Genomic DNA, 14,121 nt, shown 5'->3' with positions numbered 1-14,121 from the left:
AAAGAGGCGGTGAAGGAATGAATATCGACAAAACGAATGGTTCTTCCTTTATACAATCCTATCAAAAGCAAATGCAGGTGACTCCGGCTGCGAAAGTGCGCCCGCTGCAACAAGAAGACCATCTGCAGATTTCAAGTGAGGCGAAGGCGATGTTCGAGAAAAACACGGAAGCGGATATCGCCCGGCAAGAGAAGGTCCAATTGCTGAAGGCGCAGGTCGCGTCAGGAGAATACCAAGTCGACAGTGGCAAAGTAGCTGACAAGCTCCATGAGTACTGGTTCGATAAATGAGAAATAAGCAGTGGGAAAAGAGGGAAGTCCGGTGCTGAAAATGATGACCGCGACACTTGATGAGTTGATCACGATTCAGCAGCAATTAATCCGTTATGCAGAACGCAAGCAAACGGTGCTGATCGAGCATAAGGTTGACGAGCTGACAGAATTAGTGAAAGAGGAAACGCGGCTTATCCGGCGCCTCGGCCAGCTCGAAGACGAGCGTCAGCGCTTGGTAACGGACGTACTCGAAGAACATCCCGGATTGAATTTCAGCCAGTTCGCCGATCAAATGTCGGATGAATCAGCCAAGCAAGCACTCAAGCAACAGCTGAAAACCTTGCAGCACTTGCTCGAGGAACTGCAGCAAAAAAATCGCCACAATGAAAAACTGGTGCTCGATTCGATGGGCTTCGTCCAGCAGATGATCGACCAGGTCACGGCCCCGAAACAGCAGCCGTTCAATTACCAGCCGCAATCGGGTGCTCAAAAACCACAGACAGATAATCGAGGCTTTTTCGATACGAAAGCATAAGCCTCAAGGGGAAAGCAGGGGATTACGTGTCAACTTTTCATGGATTGGAAATCGGCCGCCGCGGCTTGTCTGCCGGTCAGGCAAGCATTTCGGCGACGGGTCATAATATCGCGAACGCCAACACGAAAGGCTATTCGCGCCAACAAGTGAATACGAGTTCCTCGCCTTCTCTCGAGGTATGGACGGCAAAAGGCGCAGGCACCGGCCAGTTGGGCAGTGGGGTGTCGATCGATTCGATCATGCGTGTACGCGACAGCTTTCTCGACCAGCAATACCGGACCCATTCATCGGGGCTTTCGGAATGGCAAGCCAAAAGTGAAGCGCTTGGAAATGTGGAAACGATTTTCGGGGAGCCGGGGGATGCTGGGCTCAACGCATCGATGGACCGTCTGTGGAGCGCTTGGCAGGATCTTTCGAGTGACCCGCAAAATCCAGCGGCACAAGCCGTCGTGAAAGAACGGGCACAGGCATTTGCGGATGTCGCCAAGTCGATCGACCGGTCGCTTTCGGAGTTGACAGCTGAATTGAAAGAGCGCAGCATGGCAGCGGAAAGCGAAGCGAAAATTTTGCTTTCGCGGATTGCCGACTTGAACACCAGCATCGTCCGGACCGGGCCGCAAGCGAACGATTTGCGTGACGAACGGGATGTCGCTGTCGAAGAGCTGGCTAAGCTGATGGATATCAAAGTCAGTGAAAAGGCGGACGGCAGTTATGCGATTACAATAGCATCCGACAAAAGGGCACTCGGTGACGGAGAGTCGATTGAATTCGGTGCAGCAGCCGGGGGCAAGATCGGCGGCCTCGCACAAGCACTGGAGTCAGTCGAAAGTTACCAGCAGCAAATCGCCGGAACGGTCAGTGACTTTGCCAAAGCCAACGGCAATGTGTTCAACGGAACCGCAAATGGCCAGTTGGTTGTAGCAAAAGATGCGGTTCTGCAAATGCCGGAAGGGCTCGATGGAAACATGAAAAAGATTCAAGCCGATTTCCGCTCACTCGTCAGCGGGCTGGGCGCTAAAGCGCAAACGGCCGGATACGCCGTCTCGACGCAGCAGCAATTGCTGGTCTCGACGGAGAACCGCCGCCAGTCTGTAACGGGCGTCTCACTTGATGAGGAGATGGCGAACTTGGTGAAATATCAGCATGCCTACAATGCGGCGGCCCGTCTCGTATCGACGACCGACCAAATGCTCGATACGATCATTAACCGAATGGCAGCGCGTTGAGCCAGTAAACGGGGGACAAGACAAATGAGAGTGACACAACAAATGATGCATCAAAATTCCGTGCGCCATATGCAACAGAATTTGGGACGCTTTGAAAAAACCAATATGCAGGCGGCCAGCGGAAAAATGCTGCAGAAGCCTTCGGACGATCCGCAAGGTGTAGCCAAAGCAATGAGCTTGAAAAGCGCATTGTCTGCGAGCCAGCAGTTCGAACGCAATGTCGGAGAGGCCAAGTTGTGGCTCGACGAAACGGACCGCTCAGTCCAAGCGATGATCAATGTTACACAGCGCGTCCGCGAACTTGGTGTGCAAGGGGCAAACGGTTCTTTATCACCGGAAGATCGCCAAGTGATTGCCAGTGAAGTCGAAGTATTGAGCGAGCAGTTGCGCCAATTTGCCAACTCGAAAGTCGACGGCCATTATTTGTTCAACGGCGCCAACACAAAGCAGCAGCCATTCACGGCTCCAGCAGCTGGAGAAGCAGCGTTTTTCGGACAAGCTAAAACGGTGAAGCTCGGAGAAGGTTTGCAGCTGGAAGTCGGGGTCATGCCTGATGCGCTGATCGGCAAACAAGACGACGAAGGCAATTTGTTCCGCGTCGTCGAGCAGCTTGCTCAGAACTTGAAAACCGGCAGCGAAGTCAACCTCGCTGGAATCGACAGAGCGATGGAACGCCTGCTGACCGCAGCAGCGGAAAATGGCGCCCGCCAAAATCGTGTCGAAGCGACAGAAAATCGCCTGCTTGATGCCAAACTTTCTTTAGGCTCAGCGCTATCATCTATCGAAGATGTTGATTATGCTGAAATACTAATTAAATTAAAAAGTGAAGAAAGCATTTACCAAGCGAGCCTGTCATCTTCTGCGAAGATGCTGCAGCCGAGCTTGATGGATTTTCTTCGTTAAATCCACTGAAGCAGATGGCTGCCTTCGGTGGCTTTTTATACTATAGAAGGTTTTCAAGTGTTGGCTGCTATACTGCAAGTGACTTATCCATTGCGGAGCCACCGCCTCAAATTATCAGCAACTAGAAAAGCCGCAACACCAGTTGAACGACTGGTGTTGCGGCTTTTGTATTATTTCACAAAAATTTAGATGGAAAAATCAGGATTTCATCGAATTGACGAGACCCATCATGTCGTCGGCAAAGGAAATGGCTCGGCCTTGTGATTGCAACAGGCGCTGGGTAGCGATTAATTCGGTCATTTCGTCGGTCAGCTCGACGTTGGATGTTTCCAATGAGCCTTGCGCAATTGGGAAATCCACCAATTGCAGCGTGCCGTTTGTCAGCTGTTCCGCTTCAGTGCCTGGCAGGCGATAGCGATTATCGCCTGCTTTTTCCAATAACGCTGTCCGGTTTATTTGCGCAGTGCTCAGTTGAATCGTTTCAGAAGCTTGGTTGGGATAATTGATTGTCAAAACGCCGTTTGCCCCGATGACAATATCCTGGTACCCGGCGGCAATTGTAATCGGCGCATTGCCGGCGCCGAGCACCGCGTCGCCGCTCGCCGTGACGAGTGCGAGGCGGGCGCTTCCTGGAATCGGCTCGGTTTGGAACGAACCGTCTCTAGTGTAATAAGTGTTTTCGCCATCCGCCACGCGGAAATAGCCGTCCGGCGACTGAATCGCGAAATCAAGTTCACGGCCAGTTTCCTGGAACTGCCCTTGTGTATGGCGGGTAATGCCATGGGATAAAATCGCACCGCCTCCGATGCGCAAGCCGGGTGGGGTGCTGCGTCCGGCTTCACCCGTGCCGGCTTGCTTCGTGACGGTATGAAGCAAAGCATCGGCAAAATTGGCTTGTTGTTTTTTATAGCCCGTCGTATTAACGTTTGCGACATTATTAGAGATGATGTCGATTTTTTTCTGAAGTTCACTCATCGTGCTGCTTGCTGCGTTCATTTGAATGTTCATCTGCTGCTCCTTATCAGACCCGGCCGATTTCGTTAACTGCTTTTTCCATGCTGCGGTCATATGCCTGGATCACTTTTTGGTTGGATTCAAATCCTCGGTACGCCATCATCATATCGGTCATCGTGCGGGTCAAGTCGACATTGGATTGTTCGATAAAGCCTTGCTTGATGTAATTTCCTTCATCAGCAGCAAGTGCCGGCGCGTCCGCTTCCGCTCCTGCCCAGTTCAGCAGGTTATGGCCTTCTTTAACGAGTTGTGCGGGATCCGCCGTAGCGCCGATCCAAAGCTTCCCGCCATCCGTGCCGTCTTGCCTTGTAATTTGCCCATTTTCTTGGACAGTGAATCCGCTATCTTCGACTTGCACCGGTTGAAGATTTTCGCCGAGCACGCGCTGGCCGAAGCTGGTGGCGAGGAAGCCTTGTGCATCGACCGTGAATTGCCCGTTACGTGTATAGCGCACATCGCCATCGGCATTTTCCACCGCAAATAATAAACTGCCACGCTGACCGTCGGGGTCATCCGGTAAATTATCATCGACCAATGCGAAATCAGTCGAATGGCCGGTTTCCAGCAGAGGGCCTTGAAGAAACGATGGAATGGCTTCTTGAAGATAGACGCCGGTAGATAAGGTGCCGATCGGCGCAGGTTGATTGGTATTCATTGCCTTTATCAACTGTTCCGGAAATGACCGGATAGCACTATCGTCTTTTTTAAATCCAGGGGTGTTGGCGTTGGATAAATTATTGGTCAATACTTGCTGTTGCCTGTTTTGCGACATCATTCCTGAAGTTGCTGTATATAATCCGCGGAACATATTACCTACTCACCCTTTCAAATATAGTCTTAAGGACTATTCTTGCGAAAGCATATTTCTATTTTAGCAGAAAAACGAAGAATAATTGGAAAAAATAGTAGAATTTTTTTATAAAATAAAATATACAAAATAAATAAAGCATGATACTATACCGAGGTAATACAGAACAAAAATGATTCAAAAAGACGAGTTTAAAACAAAATATACCCATATCATAACGAAAATAGCAAACTTATTCGAAAGATAAGGACGCAAAACCACGGGTCTAAATGTCAGAGACATATGATCGCCGGGTTGCCGAAAGATGGTAGATTTGACTCAAATCCACCTTTTTCAAGGCGGATTTTTATTTTGGGGATAATTTACAGTAAAAGGGGCAGATGATCATGAATTTATTTCCGTCGAGCATTACACAAATGGAACAGGCACTGTCGACATCGACGCTCAAGCAGCGTGTGCATGCCGGCAATATCGCCAATGTCGACACCGCCAATTATAAAAGCAAGCAAGTGAATTTTCAGCAAGTGATGGCGCAAGCGAGTGCGTCGCGCATGAACAGCTACCGTACCGATCCACGCCATTTGGAATTCCAAAGCGGACAAGGCGCTTCACCGGTTACAGTCAACAACCATACGAAAATGACGCCGAACGGCAATAATGTCGACATGGATTATGAAATGGCAGAGCTCGCAAAAAATCAATTATGGTATAACGCCGTGACGGAGCGTGTGAACGGTAAGTTCTCCAGTTTGCGCTCGGTTATCAATGAAGGGAGATAAGGGCAATGTCTTTGTTTAATGGTCTGAATATTAGTGCATCAGGGCTGACCGTCAACCGCTTACGGATGGATGTCGTGTCTTCGAATATCGCCAACGCCAACACAAACCGCGCCCAACTAGTCGACGGGGAATGGATGCCGTATCGCCGCAAAACGGTGGAACTTTCTACTGCCGGCACTTCGCCATTCGCCAAGCATTTAACGGCTGCGATGGACAACCGGTCGGCAGGAGCAGGCGTGAAAGTTTCTGCCATACGGGAAGATCGGGCGCCGTTTCCGGTAACTTATGACCCTGAGCATCCGGACGCAGATGCGGAAGGGTATGTCCGCACACCAAACATCGACCCGATCCGAGAAATGGTCGATTTGATGTCGGCGACTCGCTCATATGAGGCCAATGTCACCGCAATGAACGCATCTAAAAGCATGTTTATGAAGGCGCTCGAAATCGGAAAATAACGAAGTTTAGTTGAGGAGGGGCAGCATGGAGAAAATTACACAGCTGCAGACACCATTTCTGCAAAATCAATTTTTGGAAAAAGTGCAACCGCAGCCAGTGGATGCTGGCTTTGGCGATATCTTTAAAAATGCATTGAAAGAAGTCAGCGCCGCGCAAAACGTGTCGGATAAAAAGACTGAACAACTATTGACGGGAGAAGTGCAAGACGTCCATGAAGTGATGATCGCTTCACAAAAAGCGAGCTTATCCTTGCAGATGACGATGCAAGTCCGCAATAAAGTGGTTGAAGCGTATCAAGAAGTGATGAGAATGCAAGTATGAGAAAAGTTAAGGTGTGCGTTCAATGAAAGAGAAGCTCGAATTGTATAAAACGAAAACACAAGAATCTTGGGGCAGTTTATCGAAATCGACGAAATGGCTGATGGCTGCTTCATTTTTCATCACGATGCTCGTATTGGGGCTTTTTATTTTCTTCAATAGCCAATCGGATATGTCTCCTCTGTATTCTAATTTGAGTCCTGCAGAAGCGGGAGAAATCAAAGCAGCTATTGAAAGCCAAGGAATTCCGGTGGAAGTGTCGACAGATGGCACGGTCATTTCCGTGCCGGAAGAGCAAGTGGCAGGCTTGAAGGTCAGCTTGGCGGCAGAAGGATTGCCGAAAAATGGCAACGTCACTTATGGCATATTCAGTGAAAACATGGGCCTCGGCATGACCGACCGACATTTTGATGTCGTCGAACGGGACGCGATGCAAAATGAGCTGGCGTATCTGATCAAGCAAATCGCCGGCGTTGCCGAGGCGAACGTGATGATTACCTTGCCGAAAGAAAATGTGTGGATTACCGACGAAGAACAAGTGTCGACGGCATCTATCGTCATCAAAAGTGATGGCACCTTGAATTTAGACCAAAAGCAAGTGAACGGGCTTTATCATTTAGTCAGTAAATCCGTTCCGAGCTTGCCGATGGAGCAAATTGTCATTATGGACCAAAACGGCCAAGTGTTCGACTTGCAGGATACCGGAGCACCGGATACCAATTTAACGATCTACCAACAAAACCGTGAAGTCCAGCAAGGCATCGAAAAAGATATCCAGCGCGAACTGCAGCAAATGCTCGGGCTATTGCTTGGGCAAGACAAAGTTGTCGTATCCGTTATGGCGAACATCGACTTTACGAAAGAAAAGCGCGAAGAGCAATTGGTCGAGCCAGTAAACATCGAAACTGGAGAAGGTATCGATATTAGCGTTGAACGCATTGTCGAAACTTACGCAAGTGAAGGCGTCGCGCTAGCGGATGATGCTGGCACCGGGGAATCGGAAATCGCCAATTTCCCGGCAGCTGATGGCACAGGAGTTAGTGAATCTGAGCGTACAGAAGAGCGCATCAACCGGGAAGTGAACCGCATCAGCCGGCAAATCGAGATGAGCCCGTACGTCATTGATGACATCACAATCAATGTTGGTGTCGAACCGCCGGTGCCGGACAATCCGGCAACCTTGACTGAACAGAACATGACCGATATCCGCAATTTATTGGCAAACACGATCAGCGCTTCACTAAGCATGAACGAATTCCGTCCGACACCGGCTGAACTCGATGAGCGCATTTCCATTTTCGCCACCGAATTCCAAGGCCGGCCGGAGTTGGTTGAAGAAGAGCCGGTAACGACGTTCTGGACAGGTGTTCCGCTACTTTGGGGTGTAGTGGCCGCAGTGGCCGTGATCTTGTTGACGGGAATCATTCTTTTCGTGATCAGAAGACGCAAAAAGCAGCAGGAAGAATTGGAAGCAGAGCTGGAGATGGATTATTTCGAGCGGATGGCAGCGAAAATGAAGCCTGCAGGAAACGAGCAAGAAGATGACATTGATTTGTCCGAATTTAATAGCCGGGCTAATCCGAAGCGCAAAACGATTGAAAAACTAGCAAAAGGGCGTCCAGATGATTTTACGAATTTATTGCGCTCGTGGATGGCGGACGATTAGGAGAGAGCTGAATGGTGGAACGCATAAAAGAATTAACGGGGATCCAAAAAGTGGCGGTGCTGCTGGTCGGGATGGGGCCCGACGTTTCAGTCGAAGTGTTCAAGCGCTTGTCTGAAAAGGAAATTGATCAATTGACGATGGAAATCTCCAATGTACGTCAATTGAAGAATAGCCAAACCGAACAGGTAGTGGATGAGTTTTACGAAATGGTGTTGGCACAAGATTATATGAACGAAGGCGGACTTAGCTACGCGCGCGACATTTTGGAAAAAGCGCTTGGCAAGGAAAAGGCGATCGACACGATCGGCCGTTTGTCGAACCGGCTTCAAGTAAAGCCGTTCAATTTCGCGAGACGCCTCGATCCGACCCGTATCGTCAATGTCCTGCAGCACGAACAAGCTCAGACCATTGCGCTGGTCTTGTCATATCTCGATGCGAAACAATCGTCCCAAATCTTGTCTCAGCTCCCGGCATCACAACAGGCGGAAGTGGCCAAACGGATTGCGTTGATGGAAAGCACGTCGCCGGATGTCATCCAGCAAGTCGAACAGATCCTCGAACGTAAACTATCCGCAAGCGGGTCGCAGGATTATACGGCGACAGGCGGCGTGGAAGCGATTGTCCGGGTATTGAACCAAGTCGACCGCGGAACCGAAAAGGCCATTTTGTCTGAACTCGAAAGCGGCAGTCCGGAACTTGTCGCAGAAATCAAAAAGCGCATGTTCGTCTTTGAAGATCTCGTCAAATTGGACGTGCGTTCGATTCAGCGCATCATCCGTGAAGTGAACGACCAGGATATGAGCTTTGCTTTGAAAGCGGCGAGCGATGAATTGAAAGAAAGTATTTTCAGCAATATGTCTTCCCGCCGCTCGGAATTGATCCGTGAAGAGATGGACGTCATGGGGCCAGTCAAACTGAAAGATGTGGAAACTGCCCAGACCGAAATCGTGGCATTGATCCGCCAGTTGGAAGAGAGCGGTGAAATTACCGTCACTCGCGAAGAGGGGGATGAAATGATTGTCTAAAATCATCCGCAGCAGCCCCGAACAAAGCGGCACAAAAATTATCCAGTTACGGAAAGTGGAAAGCCGGCGGCCGTTCGAAGCCCAAGCGGATCCGGACATCGAACAGTATGGGGCGCGTTTGAAGATGGAAGTGAGCGAACTCGAAGACCGGCTGCAAGCACTTCAAAAGCAACTGGAAGATGAGCAGCAGCAAGCGCACACCGAGCTGGAAATGTGGCGTGAACAACAGCGGCAACGAGCTGAAGAAGAAGCGCAACAACTCGCGAAAAGTGCTGCGCAAGAAGGATTTCAGACCGGATTCGAGCAAGGCCACCAACAAGCGGAAGCTGAGTTTCTCGAAAAGCGCGAACTGATGGAAGGCTTGATCGGTGCAACGTATGAGGAGCAGCAACGTATTATCCGAGGCTCTGAGCCTTTTCTATTGTCGCTCAGTACAGAAATTGCGCGGAAAATCATCCGCAATGAGTTGAAGCAAGACGAAGGCCAGTTATTATCGATCATCCATCACGCCCTCCGGCAAGTGGATGATGCGGAAGAAGTCGTTATTCACTTGGCACTCGAGGATTATCCGGCAGTGTTGCCGTTTGAAGACGAGCTGACCAGCTATATCCGTGCAGGCGCTACGCTTAAATTGATGCCGGTAGCGGGCCAGGCGCCATCCGGCTGCATGATCCACACGAAAAGCGGCTCGTATGACGCGACGGTAGATAGCCAAGTGGCTGAAATCAAAAAGCAATTGCTCATGTATTGTGAGGAGAAATCCAATGATGAAATTGAAAGATAGCGATTATTTGAGCTTGCTTGAAGAGATCGAGCCGGTGAAAAAACATGGCAAGGTCGTGCAAGTAATCGGGCTGACGATTGAAGCGCAAGGGCCGAACGCCAAACTTGGTGAGTTGTGTTTATTATATCCGAGCCGTTTTGACCCGCCGATCGAAGCGGAAGTGGTTGGCTTTAAAGAAAACAAAATCATGCTCATGCCGCTGCGTGATTTGGCGCAAGTCGGGCCGGGCTGTTTAGTTGTCGCGACCGGTGTTCCTTTGCAGATCAAAGTAGGGCCTGCGATTCTCGGGAAAATCTTGGACGGAACCGGCAAGCCGCTCGATGACAATAAATTGCCGAAAGGCTTAAAGAAATATTCCACGAACAATACACCGCCGAACCCGCTCAAGCGGCCGCGCATCGACAAGCCTTTGGAAGTCGGGGTGCGGGCAATCGACGGCCTGTTGACGGTCGGGCAAGGCCAGCGCATAGGCGTATTCGCCGGTAGCGGCGTCGGCAAAAGCACGCTCATGGGCATGATCGCCCGCAACACCGAAGCTGACGTCAATGTCATTGCGCTGATCGGCGAGCGCGGCCGCGAAGTGCGCGATTTTATCGAACGCGATCTCGGTCCGGAAGGCTTGAAGAATTCAGTCGTCATCGCGGCGACATCTGATCAGACGCCGATGCAGCGCATCAAAGGGGCATTGACGGCAACGGCCATCGCAGAGTATTTCCGCGACCAAGGAAAAAACGTCATGCTGATGATGGATTCCGTCACCCGTTTTGCCATGGCGCAGCGGGAAGTGGGCCTAGCAGTCGGCGAACCGCCGACCAGCAAAGGCTATACACCGAGTGTCTTCGCATTATTGCCGCGTTTGCTCGAGCGCTCCGGCACATCTGCCAAAGGGTCGATTACCGCATTTTACACAGTGCTCGTCGATGGCGACGATATGAACGAACCGATCGCCGACGCCGTGCGCGGAATTTTGGACGGCCACATTGTTCTTGACCGTAAACTTGCCCAAAAAGGCCAGTTCCCGGCGATCAACATCATGCAGAGCGTGAGCCGCGTCATGCATGAAGTGACAACGCGCGATCACCAACAAGCGGCAGGCGAACTGAAACGCTTACTGGCAGCTTACGATTCGGCCGAAGACTTGATCAATATCGGCGCTTATAAGAGCGGTGCGAATCACGAAATCGATGAAGCAATCCGTGCCTATCCGTTGATACGGGAATATTTGCAGCAAGATATTTACGAAAAGGCCGTCTTGACAGAAAGCGTTGACCGGCTGGCGCAACAATTTGGAGGTGTTAACCGATGACACGATTCAATTTCCGGTTTCAAAAAATTCTTGAACTAAAAGAAAATGAAACACAATTGGCGCAAGTAGAGATGGCTGAAGCTTTGAAACAAGAGCAGGCTGTGCGCGCACAGAGTAAAGCGCTCTACAGCAAAATCGAGCAAGTGGAACAAATGAAAAAATCAAAACAACAAAACGGCATCCCGATTTCAGAATTGCGCATGCTCGAAGAATACATCCATCAGCTATATGAGCAATCGTTTGCCGCGAACCGCGAAGTCGCGACGCACGAACGAAATGTCTCGAAAAGCCAAGACGCGTTAAAGGAAAAAGCCCGTGAAGAAAAAACCTGGGGCAGCTTGAAAGAGCAAAACTACGCAGCCCACCAAAAAGAACATCAAGCAGCAGAACAAAATTTCTTTGATGATTTGGCGGGGAGCCGTTTCTACCGGCTCGGCAAAACAGGTGGCGTACAGTGAATGTTTTGCAGTCCACTTTAGCGGTGCGAGCAGCAGCTCCACCAATGCTGTCAAAACAGTCCGATCATTCCGAAGTGGCCGCGCAGTTCGGGGAGTTGCTCGGCTCGCTGATCCCCGAACAACCGGATCAGCAAGCAAGCGAACAGCTGCCGCTTGCAGACATCACTTCCGCGCTCGCGCAATTGGCTGAGCTGCCTTCAGAACAATTGACCGAAAAACAAAAGGAATTGCAGTATGCGATTTTTCAACTGCTGGGTGACACGGACGGGGAACAGTTAGCAGCTGCAGTCAAAGAACACAGCTCGGATGAAAAAACGCAACAACGGCTATTGGCTTTGTTGGAACAAGTGAAATCGGTATTGCTTGCTACTAAAGAATTCGCGCAGCCGGGCCCATTTACGGGGGTCACGGAAAAAGAATTTCCTGCGGCTGAACAAACGCCCATAAAAGCTATGCGGCCGCTCGTTGAATTGCTTGAGCAGCTGGAACAGCCACTAGCGCTAACTGAGAAAATGATATTGCTGAAAGAATCGATTCCACAAAAGCCGGAAACGCGCCTTGCCTTTGCGCAAGCACCGCAAAGTTGGCTGCACATAACAACACGCGCAATGGCTGAAGCGGCTGACAAACCACTCGCACCGCTCGAGCAAGCAGAGCCTGCTTTGCCTGAACTCAACAGCAACATACAACCGGAACAACATGCTCAACCGGCAAAAGCAGAAATATTGCCTCAAGCGGCAATAATGCCCGCAAGCGTTCATGCAACCAAACCGGTGGACACCGCGGTTCGGCAAGTGCCGGTCCAAAAACTCGCGGATACGCTTTCTGAATGGATCGCCTCGCCTGCGCGTTTGTCTACAGCAGGCAATGAGACACGCTTGCGAATCAATATTTTTCCGGAACATCTGGGCCATTTAGAGATTTTAGTCAGTGTGGCTGGCGGCAAACTCACGGCCCAAATCACTGTAAGCCAAGGGGCCGCAAAAGAAGCGGTGGAGCTTCAGCTCAATCAATTGCGGTTATCGCTTGGGCAGCAGGGAGTTGAAATTGAACGGTTGGAAGTGCGGGAAGATCGCAGCCCGCAGGAATTCCAACAACAACCGCAGCGACGCGAACCCCGTTTCTCAAATCCTTCAGGAAGCGGCGGAGCTGGTTCCGGCAGTGGAGAACAGCTTGCGGATGACGTGGAACTGGCGAAACAACACACAAATAGACCTTCTGCAGCTACTGACCAAGTGAATTACACGGTTTAACAATAGGAGTGATCAAATGAATATCTCGGCAATGGGAGCGGCGACAGCGAATTCATCGGCGCAAGGTGCAGAAAAAAAGCCGAATGACTCGCTCGGGCAGGATGCTTTTTTAAAAATCCTCATCGCCCAATTAAAATATCAAGACCCGATGGAACCGCAAAAAGATGCGGAATTCATCGGCCAGATGGCGCAGTTCAGCAGCCTCGAACAATTGACGCAATTGAACAAGACGATGACCAATTTTGCAGGGGGCGGCGACAACGGTTCTCTTGCCGGGTCTGCACATTTGCTCGGGACGGAAGTCAGCTGGTCGGCGGATGGACAATCCGGCGCAGGCATTGTCAAAGCGGTCACGATGAAGAACGGTGAAATCATGGTCGAGCTAGAAGGCGGCGGCAAGAAAATCCCGTTATCCGCCATTGAGCGAATTGAACAGCAAGGCGAAAACAAAAACGAACAGGCGGCCGAGCAAGTCTAAACTTGCAGCCAGCTAAAAAGGGGAAATGACAAATGTTGCGTTCTATGTACTCCGGAATCTCCGGCATGAAAAACTTCCAAGTGAAATTGGATGTCATCGGTAACAATATTTCCAACGTCAATACAGTCGGATTCAAAAAAAGCACGATCACATTTCAGGATTTATTGAGCCAAAACATGTCCAATGGCGGGGCTAATCCGATGCAAGTCGGGCTAGGATCTACTGGTGCTTCACTCAACGTCAACCATAACGCGGGCTCTGCGATGTCTACTGGCGTCGGCACGGATCTGACGATTATGGGCGATGGCTTCTTCGTCGTACAAGACCCTGAAGCCCAGCCTGGAGAAGGACAATATTTGACGCGTGCTGGAAACTTCACAGTGACAGCAGCTGGAGATTTAGTGACGGCACAGGGCTATAACGTCCTAGGCTCTAATGGGCAAGCAATCAATATTGCCGGATACGACTCCTATGCGATCAACCGTCTGGGTGAAGTAATCGGCAAACAAGCGAACGGCAACGAAGTCACAGTGGCGAGTATCGGTATTTCCACTCCTGAAAATCCGTCTGGCCTCCGCAAATTCGGCGGTTCTTTATACCAAATGACAGCAATGGCAAGCCCGAATGGAATCAATATGCAAACCGCTGTACAGAAAAATACAGAAATCGGTTCAGGCATGTTGGAAATGTCCAACGTTGACTTAACGGAAGAGTTCACGGAAATGATCATCGCCCAGCGTGGTTTCCAAGCCAACTCACGGACCATCACCACTTCCGACGAAATATTGCAGGAAGTCGTGAACTTGAAGCGATGATGAACTTAGCTGAGCGGGGAGT

General features: G+C 50.4%; 17 protein-coding genes and 1 riboswitch. Of the genes, 15 read left to right on the top strand and 2 right to left on the bottom strand.

Features of this window, described 5'->3' with window-relative positions:
• The first annotated feature begins 17 nt into the window (after positions 1 to 17).
• Genes flgM through flgL form a run of 4 tightly spaced genes read left to right on the top strand, consistent with a single transcriptional unit; the run spans position 18 to position 2,936 of the window.
• The gene (gene flgM, locus ACFO5U_RS02310; RefSeq protein WP_377276332.1) at positions 18 to 290 is read left to right on the top strand and encodes a flagellar biosynthesis anti-sigma factor FlgM; all 273 of its coding nucleotides are present in this window, start codon (positions 18 to 20) and stop codon (positions 288 to 290) included.
• A gap of 40 nt (positions 291 to 330) precedes the next feature.
• Positions 331 to 807, top strand: coding sequence for a flagellar protein FlgN (locus ACFO5U_RS02305; RefSeq protein WP_377276435.1), 477 nt, complete (start codon positions 331 to 333; stop codon positions 805 to 807).
• Between the two features lie 26 nt (positions 808 to 833).
• Entirely contained in the window at positions 834 to 2,033 is a 1,200-nt protein-coding gene (gene flgK / locus ACFO5U_RS02300; RefSeq protein ID WP_377276330.1) for a flagellar hook-associated protein FlgK, read from the top strand.
• Positions 2,034 to 2,057: 24 nt separating this feature from the next.
• Positions 2,058 to 2,936: a flagellar hook-associated protein FlgL gene (flgL, locus tag ACFO5U_RS02295; protein ID WP_377276328.1), complete on the top strand. Its 879-nt coding sequence runs from the start codon at positions 2,058 to 2,060 to the stop codon at positions 2,934 to 2,936.
• Positions 2,937 to 3,134: 198 nt separating this feature from the next.
• Here flgL and ACFO5U_RS02290 read toward each other — a convergent pair whose 3' ends face one another.
• Together ACFO5U_RS02290 and ACFO5U_RS02285 are read right to left on the bottom strand one after the other, a co-directional pair.
• On the bottom strand, positions 3,135 to 3,944 hold the full coding sequence (locus ACFO5U_RS02290) for a flagellar hook-basal body protein (RefSeq protein ID WP_377276326.1): 810 nt from the start codon (positions 3,942 to 3,944) through the stop codon (positions 3,135 to 3,137).
• 13 nt (positions 3,945 to 3,957) lie between these two features.
• Positions 3,958 to 4,758, bottom strand: coding sequence for a flagellar hook-basal body protein (locus ACFO5U_RS02285; RefSeq protein ID WP_377276324.1), 801 nt, complete (start codon positions 4,756 to 4,758; stop codon positions 3,958 to 3,960).
• 215 nt (positions 4,759 to 4,973) lie between these two features.
• Positions 4,974 to 5,060, top strand: a riboswitch (cyclic di-GMP riboswitch).
• 84 nt (positions 5,061 to 5,144) lie between these two features.
• Here ACFO5U_RS02285 and flgB point away from each other — a divergent pair.
• The 11 genes from flgB to ACFO5U_RS02230 are packed head-to-tail and all read left to right on the top strand — an operon-like array spanning position 5,145 to position 14,099.
• Complete coding sequence (flgB, locus tag ACFO5U_RS02280) at positions 5,145 to 5,537, top strand: flagellar basal body rod protein FlgB (protein WP_377276322.1); 393 nt, start codon at positions 5,145 to 5,147, stop codon at positions 5,535 to 5,537.
• A 5-nt stretch (positions 5,538 to 5,542) separates the two neighbouring features.
• Positions 5,543 to 5,995 (top strand): flagellar basal body rod protein FlgC, encoded by a 453-nt coding sequence (gene flgC / locus ACFO5U_RS02275; RefSeq protein WP_377276321.1) that lies wholly within the window; start codon positions 5,543 to 5,545, stop codon positions 5,993 to 5,995.
• 25 nt (positions 5,996 to 6,020) lie between these two features.
• On the top strand, positions 6,021 to 6,317 hold the full coding sequence (fliE, locus tag ACFO5U_RS02270; protein ID WP_377276319.1) for a flagellar hook-basal body complex protein FliE: 297 nt from the start codon (positions 6,021 to 6,023) through the stop codon (positions 6,315 to 6,317).
• Between the two features lie 22 nt (positions 6,318 to 6,339).
• Entirely contained in the window at positions 6,340 to 7,980 is a 1,641-nt protein-coding gene (gene fliF / locus ACFO5U_RS02265) for a flagellar basal-body MS-ring/collar protein FliF (protein WP_377276317.1), read from the top strand.
• Positions 7,981 to 7,991: 11 nt separating this feature from the next.
• Positions 7,992 to 9,005 (top strand): flagellar motor switch protein FliG, encoded by a 1,014-nt coding sequence (gene fliG / locus ACFO5U_RS02260; protein ID WP_377276315.1) that lies wholly within the window; start codon positions 7,992 to 7,994, stop codon positions 9,003 to 9,005.
• On the top strand, positions 8,998 to 9,789 hold the full coding sequence (locus ACFO5U_RS02255; RefSeq protein ID WP_377276313.1) for a FliH/SctL family protein: 792 nt from the start codon (positions 8,998 to 9,000) through the stop codon (positions 9,787 to 9,789). The genes fliG and ACFO5U_RS02255 overlap by 8 nt, the downstream gene beginning before the upstream one ends.
• The gene (fliI, locus tag ACFO5U_RS02250; protein ID WP_377276311.1) at positions 9,770 to 11,095 is read left to right on the top strand and encodes a flagellar protein export ATPase FliI; all 1,326 of its coding nucleotides are present in this window, start codon (positions 9,770 to 9,772) and stop codon (positions 11,093 to 11,095) included. Before ACFO5U_RS02255 ends, fliI begins: the two co-directional genes overlap by 20 nt.
• A complete protein-coding gene (gene fliJ / locus ACFO5U_RS02245; RefSeq protein ID WP_377276309.1) occupies positions 11,092 to 11,553 on the top strand; it encodes a flagellar export protein FliJ in 462 nt (153 codons plus the stop codon). The genes fliI and fliJ overlap by 4 nt, the downstream gene beginning before the upstream one ends.
• Positions 11,550 to 12,806 carry a flagellar hook-length control protein FliK gene (locus ACFO5U_RS02240; protein WP_377276307.1) on the top strand — a complete coding sequence of 419 codons (1,257 nt, stop codon included), beginning with the start codon at positions 11,550 to 11,552 and terminating at the stop codon, positions 12,804 to 12,806. The genes fliJ and ACFO5U_RS02240 overlap by 4 nt, the downstream gene beginning before the upstream one ends.
• A gap of 16 nt (positions 12,807 to 12,822) precedes the next feature.
• Positions 12,823 to 13,284, top strand: a complete 462-nt coding sequence (locus ACFO5U_RS02235) for a flagellar hook capping FlgD N-terminal domain-containing protein (RefSeq protein WP_377276305.1) — start codon at positions 12,823 to 12,825, stop codon at positions 13,282 to 13,284.
• A 32-nt stretch (positions 13,285 to 13,316) separates the two neighbouring features.
• Positions 13,317 to 14,099, top strand: a complete 783-nt coding sequence (locus tag ACFO5U_RS02230) for a flagellar hook-basal body complex protein (RefSeq protein ID WP_377276303.1) — start codon at positions 13,317 to 13,319, stop codon at positions 14,097 to 14,099.
• Positions 14,100 to 14,121: the final 22 nt, after the last annotated feature.

Origin of the sequence: Planococcus dechangensis (assembly GCF_042654465.1) — a bacterium.
Taxonomy (GTDB): Bacteria; Bacillota; Bacilli; order Bacillales_A; family Planococcaceae; genus Planococcus; species Planococcus dechangensis.
Note: the sequence above shows the minus strand (reverse complement) of the source record. Positions and strands in the feature narration are given on the sequence as shown.